Source organism: Paraburkholderia sp. A1RI_3L (genome assembly GCF_048957895.1).
In the GTDB taxonomy this organism is placed as follows: domain Bacteria; phylum Pseudomonadota; class Gammaproteobacteria; order Burkholderiales; family Burkholderiaceae; genus Paraburkholderia; species Paraburkholderia kururiensis.
The window spans coordinates 356593-370982 of record NZ_JARCHA010000001.1 but is presented as its reverse complement, the minus strand read 5'-3'; the positions used below and the strand labels follow the sequence as shown (position 1 = coordinate 370982).

At 66.9% G+C, this 14390-nt stretch carries 13 protein-coding genes; all 13 read left to right on the top strand.

Features of this window, described 5'->3' with window-relative positions; all coding sequences use genetic code 11:
- Nucleotides 1–283: 283 nt before the first annotated feature.
- Nucleotides 284–1144, top strand: coding sequence for a flagellar motor stator protein MotA (gene motA / locus PXJ20_RS01785; RefSeq protein ID WP_017772160.1), 861 nt, complete (start codon nucleotides 284–286; stop codon nucleotides 1142–1144).
- Nucleotides 1145–1166: 22 nt separating this feature from the next.
- Complete coding sequence (gene motB, locus PXJ20_RS01780; protein ID WP_017772159.1) at nucleotides 1167–2201, top strand: flagellar motor protein MotB; 1035 nt, start codon at nucleotides 1167–1169, stop codon at nucleotides 2199–2201.
- Nucleotides 2202–2279: 78 nt separating this feature from the next.
- Nucleotides 2280–2657, top strand: coding sequence for a response regulator (locus PXJ20_RS01775; RefSeq protein WP_017772158.1), 378 nt, complete (start codon nucleotides 2280–2282; stop codon nucleotides 2655–2657).
- Nucleotides 2658–2762: 105 nt separating this feature from the next.
- Nucleotides 2763–5024 carry a chemotaxis protein CheA gene (gene cheA, locus PXJ20_RS01770; protein WP_421057405.1) on the top strand — a complete coding sequence of 754 codons (2262 nt, stop codon included), beginning with the start codon at nucleotides 2763–2765 and terminating at the stop codon, nucleotides 5022–5024.
- A gap of 45 nt (nucleotides 5025–5069) precedes the next feature.
- Nucleotides 5070–5606, top strand: a complete 537-nt coding sequence (locus PXJ20_RS01765; RefSeq protein WP_017772156.1) for a chemotaxis protein CheW — start codon at nucleotides 5070–5072, stop codon at nucleotides 5604–5606.
- A gap of 242 nt (nucleotides 5607–5848) precedes the next feature.
- Complete coding sequence (locus PXJ20_RS01760) at nucleotides 5849–7885, top strand: methyl-accepting chemotaxis protein (RefSeq protein ID WP_421030021.1); 2037 nt, start codon at nucleotides 5849–5851, stop codon at nucleotides 7883–7885.
- A gap of 108 nt (nucleotides 7886–7993) precedes the next feature.
- On the top strand, nucleotides 7994–8941 hold the full coding sequence (locus tag PXJ20_RS01755) for a CheR family methyltransferase (protein WP_026120915.1): 948 nt from the start codon (nucleotides 7994–7996) through the stop codon (nucleotides 8939–8941).
- Nucleotides 8938–9720: a chemoreceptor glutamine deamidase CheD gene (gene cheD, locus PXJ20_RS01750; RefSeq protein ID WP_017772153.1), complete on the top strand. Its 783-nt coding sequence runs from the start codon at nucleotides 8938–8940 to the stop codon at nucleotides 9718–9720. The genes PXJ20_RS01755 and cheD overlap by 4 nt, the downstream gene beginning before the upstream one ends.
- A 5-nt stretch (nucleotides 9721–9725) precedes the next feature.
- Nucleotides 9726–10814, top strand: a complete 1089-nt coding sequence (locus tag PXJ20_RS01745) for a protein-glutamate methylesterase/protein-glutamine glutaminase (RefSeq protein ID WP_017772152.1) — start codon at nucleotides 9726–9728, stop codon at nucleotides 10812–10814.
- A gap of 67 nt (nucleotides 10815–10881) precedes the next feature.
- Nucleotides 10882–11277, top strand: a complete 396-nt coding sequence (gene cheY, locus PXJ20_RS01740) for a chemotaxis response regulator CheY (protein WP_026120914.1) — start codon at nucleotides 10882–10884, stop codon at nucleotides 11275–11277.
- Between the two features lie 31 nt (nucleotides 11278–11308).
- A complete protein-coding gene (gene cheZ / locus PXJ20_RS01735; RefSeq protein WP_026120913.1) occupies nucleotides 11309–12001 on the top strand; it encodes a protein phosphatase CheZ in 693 nt (230 codons plus the stop codon).
- Nucleotides 12002–12345: 344 nt separating this feature from the next.
- Complete coding sequence (locus tag PXJ20_RS01730) at nucleotides 12346–12912, top strand: DUF2844 domain-containing protein (RefSeq protein ID WP_421030020.1); 567 nt, start codon at nucleotides 12346–12348, stop codon at nucleotides 12910–12912.
- Between the two features lie 61 nt (nucleotides 12913–12973).
- Nucleotides 12974–14236, top strand: a complete 1263-nt coding sequence (locus PXJ20_RS01725) for a DUF3443 domain-containing protein (protein ID WP_421030019.1) — start codon at nucleotides 12974–12976, stop codon at nucleotides 14234–14236.
- Nucleotides 14237–14390 lie beyond the last annotated feature (154 nt).

The window sequence follows — 14390 nt, the reverse complement described above, 5'->3', positions numbered from 1 at the left end:
GGTAAGGCTTTCGCGCCACGGCGCCTCAAGTTCGCGCCCAGTGAAGCCGTAAAGCAGATACCGCCTGTCGCCCCCGACGGGCGGGCCGATGCACCGGTCAAGTGCGTCGGCAGGTCAGCCTTGACTGGCGGTGCGCCCGGACCGCCCGGAAGCCGCCGCCGCCTCTGGGTTTACACCGGCGCGACGGTCCCCTTTTCCACCAAAGTTTTCCGCTGCACTGCCGTAAACCGGGTAAACGACGCGGCCAACGACGGCCTCGGTCGATTCTTGTGAGGGCTCGGCAGTGCTGATTTTCGTGGGAACACTCGTAACGCTGTTGTCCGTCTTCGGCGGCTACGCGCTGGAGGGCGGTCATCTGGCCGCGCTGGTGCAGCCGGTCGAAGTACTGATGATCGCGGGCGCCGGTTTCGGCGCGTTCATCCTCGGCAACGGCATCAAGACCATCAAGGCAACGGCACGCGTTATTCCGACCCTTTTCAAAGGGTCGAAATACAACAAAGACGTGTACATGGAGCTGATGGGCCTGCTTTACGTCCTGCTCGCCAAGGCGCGCAAGGAAGGCACGCTCACGCTCGAAGCCGACATCGACGATCCGGACAAGAGCCCGATCTTCACGCAATACCCGAAGATCCTGGCCGACCGCCACATCGTGGAATTCCTGACCGATTACCTGCGCCTCATGGTGGGCGGCAACATGAACGCTTTCGAGATCGAAAGCCTCATGGACGAGGAGATCGAAACGCATCACTCCGAAGGCGAGGCGCCCGCGCATGCGCTCGCGAAGGTGGGCGACGCCATGCCCGCGTTCGGCATCGTGGCCGCGGTGATGGGCGTGGTGCACACCATGGCCTCCGCCGACAAGCCGCCTGCGGTGCTGGGCGAGATGATCGCGCAGGCGCTTGTCGGTACGTTCCTCGGCATTCTGCTTTCGTACGGTCTGATCGGCCCGCTCGCGAGCCTCGCGGAGCAGCGCGTGACCGAGTCTACGAAGATGTTCCAGTGCATCAAGGTGACGATTCTCGCGAGCCTGAACGGCTACGCCCCGGCCATTGCCGTGGAGTTCGGCCGCAAGGTGCTTTTCTCCACCGAGCGTCCCTCGTTCGCCGAGCTCGAAGAGCACGTGCGTCGCGTGAAGGCGAAGTAACCAGGGCGCGCCGGAGCATCCAATGAGCAAGGACAAGGACCGCGCCATCGTCGTCAAGCGTGCTGCCCCCGCGAAGAAGGGGCATCACGGCGGCGCGTGGAAGCTCGCCTACGCGGACTTCATGACCGCGATGATGGCGTTCTTCCTGCTGATGTGGCTGCTGAGTTCGGCGTCCACCACGCAGCTGAAGGGCATTGCCGAGTATTTCAACCAGCCGCTCAAGATCACGCTCTGGGGCGGTGACCGCAGCGCGGAGGACTCGAGCATCCTGCGCGGCGGCGGCCGCGACATCTCGACGGACCAGCAAGGCATTACGCGCATGAGCGACGGCTCGACGTCGCGCGCGCAGCATAGCCAGCCGCACGCCGAAGACCAGACCATGAAGCAGCTGCAAGGCGAGCTGGAGCGCCGCGAGCAGGCTCGTCTGCATGACCTGCAGGTGAAGCTGATGGCCGCCATCGAGGCGAACCCGGTGCTGCGCCAGTTCAAGCAGCAGATTCGCATCGACTCGACGCTCACGGGCCTGCGCATCGAGATCGTGGATACCCAGAAGCGGCCGATGTTCGCGACCGCGAGCGACGAGGTCGAGCCGTACATGCGCGACATCCTGCGCGAAATCGGCAAGACCTTGAACGACGTGCCGAACCGCCTCGTCGTGCAGGGCCACACCGACGCCGTGCCGTACGCGGGCGGCGAGAAGGGCTACAGCAACTGGGAGCTTTCGGCGGACCGCGCGAATGCGTCGCGCCGCGAGCTGATTGCAGGCGGCATGGACGAATCGAAGGTGCTGCGCGTGCTCGGCCTCGCCTCCACGCAGAACCTGGTGAAGGACGATCCGCTCGCGCCGGAAAACCGCCGTATCAGCATCATCGTGCTCAACAAGAAGTCGGAAGAGGCGCTGATGCGCGACGACACGACCACGACGACGCTCTCGGACGACGCTGCGGGCTCAGGCCGGCAGCTGATTCCGAAGATCGCGCCGGACGCGGCGCCGGCACCGGTGCAGGCGCGGCCGCAGCCGCCGCTGATACAGGGGCAGCAGCCGGCGCAGCAGTAACGGACGCAGCAGCAGGAACAAGCAGGAACAAGCAGGAACAAGCGCAGCAACACGAACAGGCAGGGCAGTGAGGACTTCATGATCAGGAACATTCTGGCGATCGACGATTCGGCCGCGATGCGGCAAATCATCTCCGCCACGCTGACGGCGGCCGGCTATGAGGTCACGGTGGCGTCGGATGGTGAAGAAGGGCTCGAAAACGCGCTGGCGGTCCAGTTTGACCTTGTGCTCACGGACCAGCACATGCCGCGCGTGAGCGGTCTCGACCTGATCGGGCGGCTACGCAGGAATCCGGCGTATCAGACCACGCCGATCCTGCTGCTGACGACCGAAGACAGCGAGCCGTTCAAAGACGCGGCGCGCGCGGCGGGCGCGACGGGCTGGATCGAAAAGCCCGTGGACCCGGACCTGCTCACGGACCTCGTCGCGTCGCTGTCGGAGCAGGAAGCGTCCTGACGCGAACGGCCCGGCCAGGAAGGGTTGGGGCCGGCCAAAAGACAGCAACAGACGGCAACAGACGGCATACGAAGCACAGACCAGATATTTCGCGGTGACCCAGGCATGACACTCGACATCACACAGTTCTATCAGACGTTCTTCGACGAAGCGGACGAACTGCTCGCGCAGATGGAGCAGCTGTTGCTCAATCTGGACATCGGCCGGCCCGACCCCGAAGACCTCGCAGCGATTTTCCGCGCGGCGCACTCCATCAAGGGCGGTGCGGCCACGTTCGGTTTCACGGCGCTCACCGAAACCACGCACATTCTCGAATCGCTGCTGGACCGCGCACGCAACAACGAACTCGTGCTGCGCAAGGACATGATCGACACGTTCCTCGAAACGAAGGACGTGCTCTCGGGCCAGCTCGCCGACTACCGCGCGAGCGCCGAACCGGACGCCGCCGCGGCAGCCGCCGTGCGCGCGAAGCTGGAGCGGCTCTACGCCGAAAGCCGCGGCACGCCCGCGCCCGAAGCGGCGCAGCCTGCCGCAGCGGCACCGACACCGGCACCTGCGCCGGCAGCGCCCGCACCCGCACCGCAAGCCGCGGCGGCCGAACCGGCCGCGAGCGGACCGGGGGCGGCCAACGGCGTGCCCGACCACGTTGTCGATGAAGCCATTCAAGCCGCACCGTCGAGCGCAGGCGCAGCCGCCGGCGCCGGCGCGGCAGAAGGACCCCACCTGAAAATTACGCTACGGGGCGTAGGGGAAAAGGACCAGGAACTGCTCGTCGAAGAACTGGGCAACCTCGGTCACATTGCCGGACAGGTAAAAGAAGGAAACGACCTCACACTGTGGGTCGACACCGACGTACCGTCCGACGACATCGTTGCCGTGTGCTGTTTCGTGATCGACGAAAGTCAGATCTCGATTGGCCGCGGCTCCGCGCCGGGACAGGGCGAACAGCAGGGCGAACCTGGAACGCCTGCCGCTGCCGCTCATGAACCGGCGTTGCCGGCGGCGGCCGCCACGCAACCCGTTGCGCCGCCGCCCGCCACTTCTTCGAATCAAACCGATGCCGCAGCGAGCGCGCCGGCGAGCCCCGCCGGCTGCGGCTCCGCCGCGTCTGCCGCAGCCGCCGCACCTGCCGACAACGACCGCAAGGCGCGCCCCGCCGCCGCCGCTGCGGGCAGCGAAGGCAGCTCCATCCGCGTGGGCGTCGAAAAGGTCGACCAGCTCATCAACCTCGTCGGCGAACTCGTCATTACGCAGGCCATGCTGGCCGAAACCACCAGCACGTTCGACCCGGCGCTGCACGACCGGCTCTTCAACGGCATGGCGCAGCTCGAACGCAATGCGCGCGACCTGCAGGAAGCGGTGATGTCCATCCGCATGATGCCGATGGACTACGTGTTCAGCCGCTTCCCGCGTCTCGTGCGCGACCTCGCGTCGAAGCTCGGCAAGGAAGTGGAACTGGTCACGTTCGGTCAGGCCACGGAACTCGACAAGAGCCTGATCGAGCGCATCATCGACCCGCTCACGCACCTCGTGCGCAACAGCCTCGACCACGGCATCGAAACGGTGGAAGCGCGCCGCGCCGCGGGCAAGGACGGCACGGGCCAGCTCGTGCTCTCCGCCGCGCACCACGGCGGCAACATCGTGATCGAGGTGAGCGACGACGGCGCCGGCCTGCGCCGCGACAAGATTCTCGCGAAGGCGGTCAAGCAAGGCCTGCCCGTCTCCGACACGATGAGCGACGACGAAGTCTGGCAACTCATCTTCATGCCGGGCTTCTCCACCGCCGAGCAGGTCACCGATGTCTCGGGCCGCGGCGTGGGCATGGACGTCGTGAAGCGAAACATCCAGGCCATGGGCGGCCACGTCGAGATCACGTCGCACGCGGGCAAGGGCACGACCACACGCATCGTGCTGCCGCTCACGCTCGCCATTCTCGACGGCATGTCGGTGAAGGTGGGCAACGAGATCTTCATCCTGCCGCTCAACTTCGTGATGGAGTCGCTCCAGCCGCGCAACGAAGACATCTACACGGTCGCCAACGGCGAGCGCGTGGTGCGCGTGCGCGGCGAGTACCTGCCGCTCGTGGCGCTGCACGAAGTGTTCTCGGTGGAAGGCGCGCGTACGGATCCGACGCAGGGCATCGTCACCATTCTGGAGACGGAAGGCCGGCGCTTCGCGATGCTGATCGACGAACTGGTCGGCCAGCAGCAGGTGGTGGTGAAGAACCTCGAAACGAACTACCGCAAGGTGCACGGCATTTCCGCCGCGACCATTCTGGGCGACGGCAGTGTCGCCCTGATCGTGGACGTGGCGGCATTGAACCGCGAGACGCGCGCCGCGCACGGTTCGCTCGCGGCGCTCGCATAAGCAGACCTATTAACTGAACCTTTTCCCAACCGTTTGGGGGCTAACGTGGCAGAAGTCCAATCCATCCAGAACAGCGGCGCGGGCGGCGGCGCCCTCGCGCATCGCCGCGACGCGCAGCAGGCCGAGGCGGGCGGTCAGGAATTCCTCGTCTTCACGCTGGGCGCGGAAGAGTACGGCATCGACATCCTGAAGGTGCAGGAAATTCGCGGCTACGAAAGCGTGACGCGCATCGCGAACGCGCCCGACTTCATCAAGGGCGTGATCAACCTGCGCGGCATCATCGTGCCGATCGTGGACATGCGCATCAAGTTCCACCTGGGCCGCGTCGAGTACGACCACCAGACCGTGGTGATCATCCTGAACGTCGCGCATCGCGTGGTGGGCATGGTGGTGGACGGCGTCTCCGACGTGCTCACGCTCCAGACCGACCAGATCATGCCGGCGCCGGAATTCGGCGCGACGCTCACCACCGAGTACCTCACGGGCCTTGGCACCGTGGACGGCCGCATGCTGATTCTGATGGACATCGAAAAGCTGATGACGAGCCGCGAAATGGCGCTCATCGAAGCGCTGGGCGTATAAGCCGGGTGCATTAAAAGTTACGCCGGGGGGCGCAGTCGGCGGTGACGGATGCCTGCGGGCTCGCAGCAGGCGGGCGTTCGTTGCCTGACCGGGGAAAAGCAGTGAAAAAGGGTGCAAGCCGACAGGACGCAGTTCATGAGAAGCGGCGCAACGCCCACATGGAATGAACGGGGTATGGACACGCGCACGTGCGCGCACGGTTTTCAGGCAGGGCAACTGCAGCTCAGGCAAGGAGTATGACGATGTTGCAGAAGTGGTCGATCCGCACGACCTTGACGGTGGTCGGACTCATTCTGGTCGCGCTGACCCTGGTGGTGGGCGCGCTGGGGCTCGTCGCGCTTTCGCGCGCGAACGGCTCCATCGAAACGATCGCGCACGGCGACCTCGTGGCCATTCGCGCGCTGAACGATGCGTCTTCATTGATGCTGCGCACGCGCGTGGCGATCGACCGCGTTAGCACGCTGACGGCGGGCGGCAACACGGACGAAGCGAAGAAGGTGCTGGACCGTGCCCAGGAGCTGTACGGCAAGTCCAACGAAAACTGGAAGACATTCCTCGATACGCCGAAGGCCGGCATCGAACAGGCAACGCTCGACGAACTCGGCACGAAGCGCACGGCGCTGCTGCGCGACGGCGTGGACGCCGAACTCGCCGCGCTGCGCGCAAGCGACCTCAACGCGTACCACGCCATTGCGGACACGAAGATCAGCCCGATGTTCGTCTCCTACGACAACACGGCCGCGCAGATCGTGAAGGCGCTTCAGGACCACGCCGAGAACCAGCAGGCGGGTGCGCAATCGCAGATCAGCCTGATGCAGACGCTGATCGGCGCGGTAATCGCGGTGGCGCTCGTGATGGTGGTGGCGATTCGCCTGATGCTGCGCGGCCTCATCGTGCAGCCGCTCGCCGACGCCGTGAACTGCTTCGAGCGCATGGCCTCGGGCGACCTCACGCAGCCCGTCGAAGTGCGCAGCGACAACGAAATCGGCCGGCTCTTCGGCAGCATTCGCCGCATGCAGGACAGCCTCACGACGATGGTGAAGTCCGTGCATACGAGCACCGAATCCATCGACACCGGCGCGCGCGAAATCGCGATGGGCAACACGGACCTCTCGCAGCGCACCGAGCAGCAGGCGGCCTCGCTGCAGGAAACGGCCTCCAGCATGGAACAGCTCACCGGCACGGTGAAGCAGAACGCTGAGAACGCGCGCCAGGCGAGCCAGCTTGCCGTGAACGCGTCGGACATCGCCACGCGCGGCGGCGAAGTGGTGAGCCAGGTGGTTCACACCATGCAGGACATCGCGACGAGTTCGAGCAAGGTGGTGGACATCATCGGCGTGATCGAAGGCATTGCGTTCCAGACCAACATCCTCGCGTTGAACGCGGCGGTGGAAGCCGCACGCGCCGGCGAGCAGGGCCGCGGCTTCGCCGTGGTGGCGGGCGAAGTGCGCAGCCTCGCGCAGCGCAGCGCGAGTGCCGCCAAGGAAATCAAGGAACTCATCAGCGACGCGGCCGGGAAGGTGGACAGCGGCTCCGAACTGGTGGGCCGCGCGGGCACCACGATGGACGAAATCCTGCAGGCCGTGCGCCGCGTGACGGACATCATGGGCGAGATCAGCGCCGCGTCCGAAGAGCAGTCGAGCGGAATCGAACAGGTGAACCGCGCCGTCGTGCAGATGGATACGGTCACGCAGCAGAACGCGGCGCTTGTGGAGCAGGCCGCAGCCGCGGCGGCATCGCTCGAAGAGCAGACGCGCCAGCTTCAGACCGTAGTGGGCGGCTGGCGCGTGACGGGCGGCCAGCGCCAGCAGGCGTCGTACAGCGCGCGGCCGGCAGCGGCCGTGACGTCGGCGAAGGGTTCGAACACGAGTGGCGCGTTGGCGACCTCGGCGAAGGCTGTATCGACGAAGGCAAAGGCTGTGACGACGGCGACGAGCAAACGTAGCGCGGCGGCATTGGCGGTGGATAAGGCAGCAGATAAGGCAGCAGACAAGCCCGCAGCGGTCGAAGCGCATGGCGCAGCCGCGGCAGGCGAAATCGCAACCGGGGCCGCAACCGAGGCCGCAACCGAGGCGGCGACTGAAGCCCGGAGCAGCGCAGCCGGCAGCGCGACCCGCGCCGCCCCGGCCCGCGCTACCCGCGCAGCTGCCGCCCCGGCCGCCAAAGCGGCGCTGGCGCCTCGCGCCGAGCCGCTCTTGAGACCGAAGACAGGTGCATCCGCCGCCGCGTCGCGCGCAAGCGAGACGAGCGCCTCGGATGCGGATTGGGAAACTTTCTAGCAGGCATGCTGCGTTGCAGGCAATTCACAAGTAGTTGCAGGCAACTGCAAGGCATGTCCCCACGAACGTGAACAGGCGCAATGCCTTGCATGACAGGCACGAAACATCATGATGGCAAGGCGCACACCACAGTCCGCACAGCCCGATCTGTCTGACCGGCAGAAAATGGGCGAGCCCGGTCGGGACTTCGAGTTCACGTCGGCGGATTTCGCACGCATTCGCGAGCTGATTCACCGCCGTGCGGGCATTTCGCTCTCGGACCACAAGCGCGACATGGCGTACAGCCGCCTCGCGCGGCGTCTGCGGGCGCTCGGGCTCGACACGTTTCGCGACTATCTCGACCGGCTGGAAGCCACCAACGATCCGGCCGAGTGGGAAGCGTTCACGAACGCGCTCACCACGAACCTCACGGCATTCTTCCGCGAGGCGCATCACTTCCCGATCCTCGCGGACTTCGTGAAGCGCCGCCAGCAGCCCGTTTCGGTGTGGTGCTCGGCGGCGTCCACGGGCGAGGAGCCGTATTCGATCGCGATGACGCTCGTGGAAGCGCTCGGCGAGCAGGCCGCGCGCCACGCCACCATCCTTGCCACGGACCTGGACACCCAGGTGCTCGCCAAAGGCGAGGCCGGCGTCTACGCGTTCGACCAGGTGAAGCATCTTTCGCAGGAGCGCCTGAAGCGCTTCTTCCTGAAGGGCACCGGCGCGCACGCGGGGCTCGTGAAGGTGCGGCCCGAGCTGCGCGCGATGATCCGCTTCGAACAGCTCAATCTGACGGATGCCGACTACGGCTTGCGTACGCAGTTCGACGCGATCTTCTGCCGCAACGTCATGATCTATTTCGACAAGCCGACGCAGTCGCAGGTGCTTTCGCGCTTCGAGCCGCTCGTCAAGCCGGGCGGGCTGCTGTTTGCCGGCCACTCGGAGAACTTCACCTACGTCACGCAGGCGTTCCGCCTGCGCGGCCAGACGGTCTACGAACTCACGCGCGACAGCGCCGACCACGCGCGCAGCAGCGCGCGCGCCGGCACCGCGGCAACGAGCGGAGCGATCGCATGAGCACGACCTTGCCGGTTGCCACCAACCTCTACTACGACAACCACTTCCAGCGCCCCGGCGTGAAGCTGCTGCCGAACGAGTTCTACATGACGAGCGAAGACATGGTGCTTGTCACGGTGCTGGGCTCGTGCGTGGCGGCGTGCATTCGCGACCGCACCGCGGGCATCGGCGGCATGAACCATTTCATGCTGCCCGACGACGGCGCGGATGCCGGGCACGCCGCGTCGGACTCCATGCGCTACGGCGCGTACGCGATGGAAGTGCTCATCAACGAGATGATCAAGGCGGGCGGCCGGCGCGAGCGCTTCGAGGCGAAAGTGTTCGGCGGCGCCGCAGTGCTGGCGGGCATGACCACCATCAACATCGGCGACCGCAACTCCGAATTCGTGCGCCGCTACCTCGCGCTGGAAAAAATTCCCATCGTGGCCGAAGACCTGCAGGGCGAGCATCCGCGCAAGGTGGCGTTCCTGCCGCGCACGGGCCAGGTCATGGTGAAGAAGTTGCGCCTGCAGCAGGACCCGAGTGTGGCCGAGCGCGAACAGGCGCTCGCGCGGCAGACCGCCGAAGCCCGCGCCGAGCGCCTCGCCAGAGCGCGCGCCCACATGGAACTCTTCGCCGGCGCGCAGACGGGCGCCGCACGTCCCGACCTGCCGCGAGCCGGCCCCGCCGGTGCGCCTGCGCGCCCGGGCGGCGCCGCGAAGCCGCGCATCGAACTGTTCGGTGCGCGCCCCCGCCCCAATAACCAGGACAACAACGCCAAGACAGTAGAGGAGGCGTGACAGCTGTGCAAAAGATCAAGGTTTTGTGTGTGGACGACTCAGCGCTGATCCGCAGCCTGATGACGGAAATCATCAACAGCCAGCCGGACATGACGGTGGTGGCGACGGCGCCGGATCCGCTCGTCGCGCGCGAGCTCATCAAGCAGCACAACCCCGACGTGCTCACGCTCGACGTGGAAATGCCGCGCATGGACGGTCTCGACTTCCTCGAGAAGCTGATGCGTCTGCGGCCCATGCCGGTGGTGATGGTGTCGTCGCTGACCGAGCGCGGCTCGGAAATCACGCTGCGCGCGCTCGAACTGGGCGCCGTGGACTTCGTGACCAAGCCGAAGGTGGGCATTCGCGACGGCATGCTCGAATATTCCGAGAAGCTCGCCGACAAGATTCGCGCAGCAGCCCGCGCGCGGGTTCGCCAGGCCGCGCCCGCGCACGTCGCGGCGGCGGCTGCGGCGGCAGGTGCCGGCGCGGCGGCGCCGCTCATTAACAATCCGCTCGTGAGTACGGAAAAGCTCATCATCGTGGGCGCCTCCACGGGCGGTACCGAAGCCATTCGCGAAGTGCTCGTGCCGCTGCCGCCGGACGCCCCCGCGGTGCTGATCGCGCAGCACATGCCGCCCGGTTTCACAAAATCTTTTGCGCAACGGCTCAATGGTTTGTGCCGGATTACCGTTAAAGAGGCTGAGCACGGCGAACGCGTGCTGCCGGGCCATGCTTATATCGCGCCGGGCCACGCGCACCTGCTGCTCGCGCGTAGCGGCGCGAACTACATCGCCCATCTGTCCGACGACCCGCCGGTGAACCGGCACCGTCCGTCGGTGGACGTGCTGTTCCGCTCGGCGGCCCAGCATGCGGGCAAGAACGCGATCGGCGTGATCCTGACCGGCATGGGCCGCGACGGCGCGGCGGGGCTGCTCGAAATGCGCAAGGCGGGTGCTTACACGCTCGCCCAGGACGAAGCGAGCTGCGTCGTGTTCGGCATGCCGCGCGAGGCTATTGCGATGGGCGCCGCCGACGAAATCGCGCCGCTTGCCGACATGAGCCGCCGCGTGATGGCACGCCTTGCGTTGATGGGCGATCGCGTGCAGCGCGTATGATGCCGTTCGGCTGCGACGCGAACGGGCGCGCGCACGCCGCACACACAATTTGCACAGAGGAACCAAGATGGATAAGGGAATGAAAATTCTGGTGGTGGACGACTTTCCGACGATGCGCCGGATTGTCCGCAACCTGTTGAAGGAACTGGGCTACGCCAACGTCGACGAGGCGGAAGACGGCGCGGCGGGGCTCTCGCGCCTGCGCGGCGGCGGCTACGACTTCGTGATCTCGGACTGGAACATGCCGAACCTGGACGGTCTCGCCATGCTCAAGGAGATCCGCGCCGACGCGAGCCTCTCGCACCTGCCGGTGCTGATGGTGACCGCCGAGTCGAAGAAGGAAAACATCATCGCGGCAGCGCAGGCAGGCGCCAGCGGCTACGTGGTGAAGCCCTTCACGGCGGCTACGCTCGACGAGAAGCTCAACAAGATCCTCGAAAAGATGGCGAAAGCCGGGAGCTGACGTGAACCAGCCGACCAGTGCGCAAGCCGCCATGCCGCGCGAGGGCGGCCAGGAGGACGCGGGAGAATTCGCGACCGACCGCATTCTTGCCCGCATCGGACAATTGACGCGCACGCTGCGCGACTCGATGCGAGAACTCGGGCTCGACAAGCACGTGGAACGCGCCGCCGAAGCCGTGCCGGACGCCCGCGACCGCCTCAAGTACGTGGTCGCGATGACCGAGCAGGCCGCCGAGCGCGCGCTCAACGCCATCGAAATCGCCAAGCCGTTGCAGGAGCGCCTCGAGCGCGACGCCGGCGCGCTCAACGAGCGCTGGGCGCGGTGGTACGAAGCGCCGCTCGGCCGCGACGAGGTGCGCACGCTCGTGGACGACACGCGCGCGTTCATCACCACGGTGCCCGACGCTACTTCGGCGACCAGCCAGCAGCTGCTCGAAATCATGCTCGCCCAGGACTTTCAGGATCTGACGGGCCAGGTGATCAAGAAGATCATGGACGTGGTCTACGTGATCGAGCAGCAATTGCTGGGCGTGCTCGTGGAGAACATCGCACCGGAGCGCCGGGAGCAGTTCGCGGCCACGGCGGCGGCGCTGGCCGCCGCCGAGTCGTCGACCGGCAGCCCCGAAGGGTTGCTCAACGGCCCGCAGATCAATCCCGAAGGCAAGGCCGACGTCATGCAGGACCAGTCGCAAGTGGACGACCTGCTCGCGAGCCTGGGCTTCTAGTCCGCTTTCGCGTCCCCTCGTAGCCGGACCTTCGGCCGGGTCAGGCCGGTTCCCGACCGGCTTCCGTTCTCTCCCGTTCCTCCTTCCCGCAAGCCGGGGCGGCCGCCTGTGCGGCACGCCCCGTGCTTCGCTTGCCCGGCCTTGAGCGCGGACGGTGCGTTTGGCCGCCCGTCGCAAGCGCAGGCATACTACGCCGTAAGCCCGGCCCCGCGCGGCGCTCATGCCGCAGCGCATCGCCCGCCGCCCGGCGCGGGACCGAGGCCGCCGCGGCACAGCGTCGTCTGTCTGGCCGGCGTTGCGCCCCCTCATCACAGCGGCCACCCTGGCCGTGCATCGGGAGGACTATGAGCGCGCTGAACCGAATCACGCGCGGCGTCGCAGCGACGTCGCTCACGCTTGGCTGGCTCGTCGCCAGCACCAATGCCTTTGCGGGCCTGGGCGCGGCGCCCATGACGACGCCCGCGGGCGCCGCCGTAACGGGCGTAACGACACGCTCGCCCGGCGCGGGCGCCGCCTCTACCTCCGCCGTCGCACGCGCGGCAACGCAGGCTTCGTCGGCGGGCATGGCGGCCAGCAGCGGCACCGCCGCTTCCACCTCCTACACCGTGCGCGAGACGAGGCTTGCCAGCGGCACCGTGGTGCGCGAGTACGTCGGGCAAGACGGCACCGTGTTCGGCGTGGCATGGCAGGGCCAGCAGATGCCCGATCTCTCGGCGCTGCTCGGCACGTATTTCCCGCAGTACATAGCGGGCCTCAAGGCGAACCGGGCGGCGGGCGCCGTGCGCGGCCCGGCCGCGGTGGAACAGAGCGGCCTCGTCGTGCATTCGGGCGGCCACATGGGCGCTTTCTCCGGACAGGCATGGCTGCCGCAGGCGCTGCCCGCGGGCGTGAGCACGTCCGACATCCAGTGAAAATGAGGCACAAGCAGGTTCAAGCAGATTCAAGCAGGCCATCGAGCCAGGGAGACATAACGTGCGCATCGGACTTCGCAGCGGATTCGCCGGGCAGGTCGCGGCCCGGTTCGTCAAATGGGGGCAGGCGGCCACGTTCGTCGTGGCGGCAGGCATCGTCGCGGCTTGCGGAGGGGGCGGCGGAGGCGGTGGTGGAGGGGGCGGAGGCGGCACGCCGAGCGCGGCCAACACCGTGCCCGTCACCGTGGACCGCGGGCTCTTCGGCGTGGTCAACATTCCCAGCGTGAGCGTGACGATCTGCGTGCCGGGGACATCGACGTGCCAGACCATCGATCACGTGCAGCTCGACACCGCGTCCTACGGGCTTCGCGTGGTCAACACGGCGCTCAATTCCACGATGCTCGCCCAGTTGCAGCAGGCGAGCGTGGGCGGCCAGCCGCTTGCCGAATGCCCGCACTTCGCCGACGGCTACACCTGGGGCTCCATTCGCAACGCCGACGTCAAGCTGGGCGGCGAGGCGGCCGGCAACATCCCGATCCAGGTGATTGGCGACATGGGCAGCGGCACGGTTCCGCAGGCGTGCCAGAACTTCGGCGTGGGCAACAACACGGCGCAGGATCTGGGCGCGAACGGCATTCTCGGCGTGGGTGTGGCGCCTGCGGACTGCGGCGCGGCCTGCGTCGGCTCGGCGGCGAGCAGCAATTACTACACGTGCCCAGGCGGTTTGACCTCGACCACCTGCACCGCGACCGCCGTGCAGATCTCGCAGCAGGTCGCCAACCCCGTGCCGCACTTCGCCACGGACAACAACGGCTTGATTCTGGAACTGCCGCAGATCTCGGACTCGGGCCAGGCGTCGGCGAGCGGCACGCTCGTGTTCGGCATCGGCACGTCGGCCAACAACACGATGACGGCCTCGCAGCAGTTCCAGACCACGCAGTGGGGCGACCTGGTGGGCAGCACGTTCAACGGCGCAACGGTGACGGCGTTCCTCGATTCGGGCTCCAACGGGCTCTTCTTCGAGGACAGCGCGTTGCAGCAGTGCGGCAGCAACTTCCAGGGCTTCTACTGCCCGCCGTCAACGCAGACGCTCAACGCCACGCTGCTAGGCGCCAACGGCGCGAAGGCCACGGTGAGCTTCAACGTGGCGAGCGCCTCCGCGCTGTTCGGCAACGGCAGCAACTTCGCCTTCAACGACCTGGCGGGGACTGGTGTCGGCGCAGGTACCCTCGACCTCGGTCTGCCGTTCCACTTCGGCCGCAACGTCTTCGTGGGCATGGACCGCACAGGCTCGGGCGGTTCGGCGCCGTTCGTGGCCTTCTAGTCCAACGGGCCGCTGGCCGGGTCGCCGCGCAGGCGGCCCGGCCACTCAGGCGGCCAGCCTGGAGGGGCTTGCCGCCTGAGCGTCCGCCTGCGGCGGCTTGAGCGGGCGGCCGAAGCCGCTCCGCTCGAAGCCGCTCAGTCCAAAAAGCCGCTCA

What these genes read in the sequence shown, in the direction of transcription:
- motB (WP_017772159.1), top strand. Translation starts at nt 1,167, where the DNA reads ATGAGCAAGGACAAGGACCGCGCCATCGTCGTCAAGCGTGCTGCCCCC.
- cheA (WP_421057405.1), top strand. Translation starts at nt 2,763, where the DNA reads ATGACACTCGACATCACACAGTTCTATCAGACGTTCTTCGACGAAGCG.
- PXJ20_RS01755 (WP_026120915.1), top strand. Translation starts at nt 7,994, where the DNA reads ATGATGGCAAGGCGCACACCACAGTCCGCACAGCCCGATCTGTCTGAC.
- cheY (WP_026120914.1), top strand. Translation starts at nt 10,882, where the DNA reads ATGGATAAGGGAATGAAAATTCTGGTGGTGGACGACTTTCCGACGATG.
- cheZ (WP_026120913.1), top strand. Translation starts at nt 11,309, where the DNA reads ATGCCGCGCGAGGGCGGCCAGGAGGACGCGGGAGAATTCGCGACCGAC.
- cheD (WP_017772153.1), top strand. Translation starts at nt 8,938, where the DNA reads ATGAGCACGACCTTGCCGGTTGCCACCAACCTCTACTACGACAACCAC.
- PXJ20_RS01730 (WP_421030020.1), top strand. Translation starts at nt 12,346, where the DNA reads ATGAGCGCGCTGAACCGAATCACGCGCGGCGTCGCAGCGACGTCGCTC.
- PXJ20_RS01760 (WP_421030021.1), top strand. Translation starts at nt 5,849, where the DNA reads ATGTTGCAGAAGTGGTCGATCCGCACGACCTTGACGGTGGTCGGACTC.
- PXJ20_RS01775 (WP_017772158.1), top strand. Translation starts at nt 2,280, where the DNA reads ATGATCAGGAACATTCTGGCGATCGACGATTCGGCCGCGATGCGGCAA.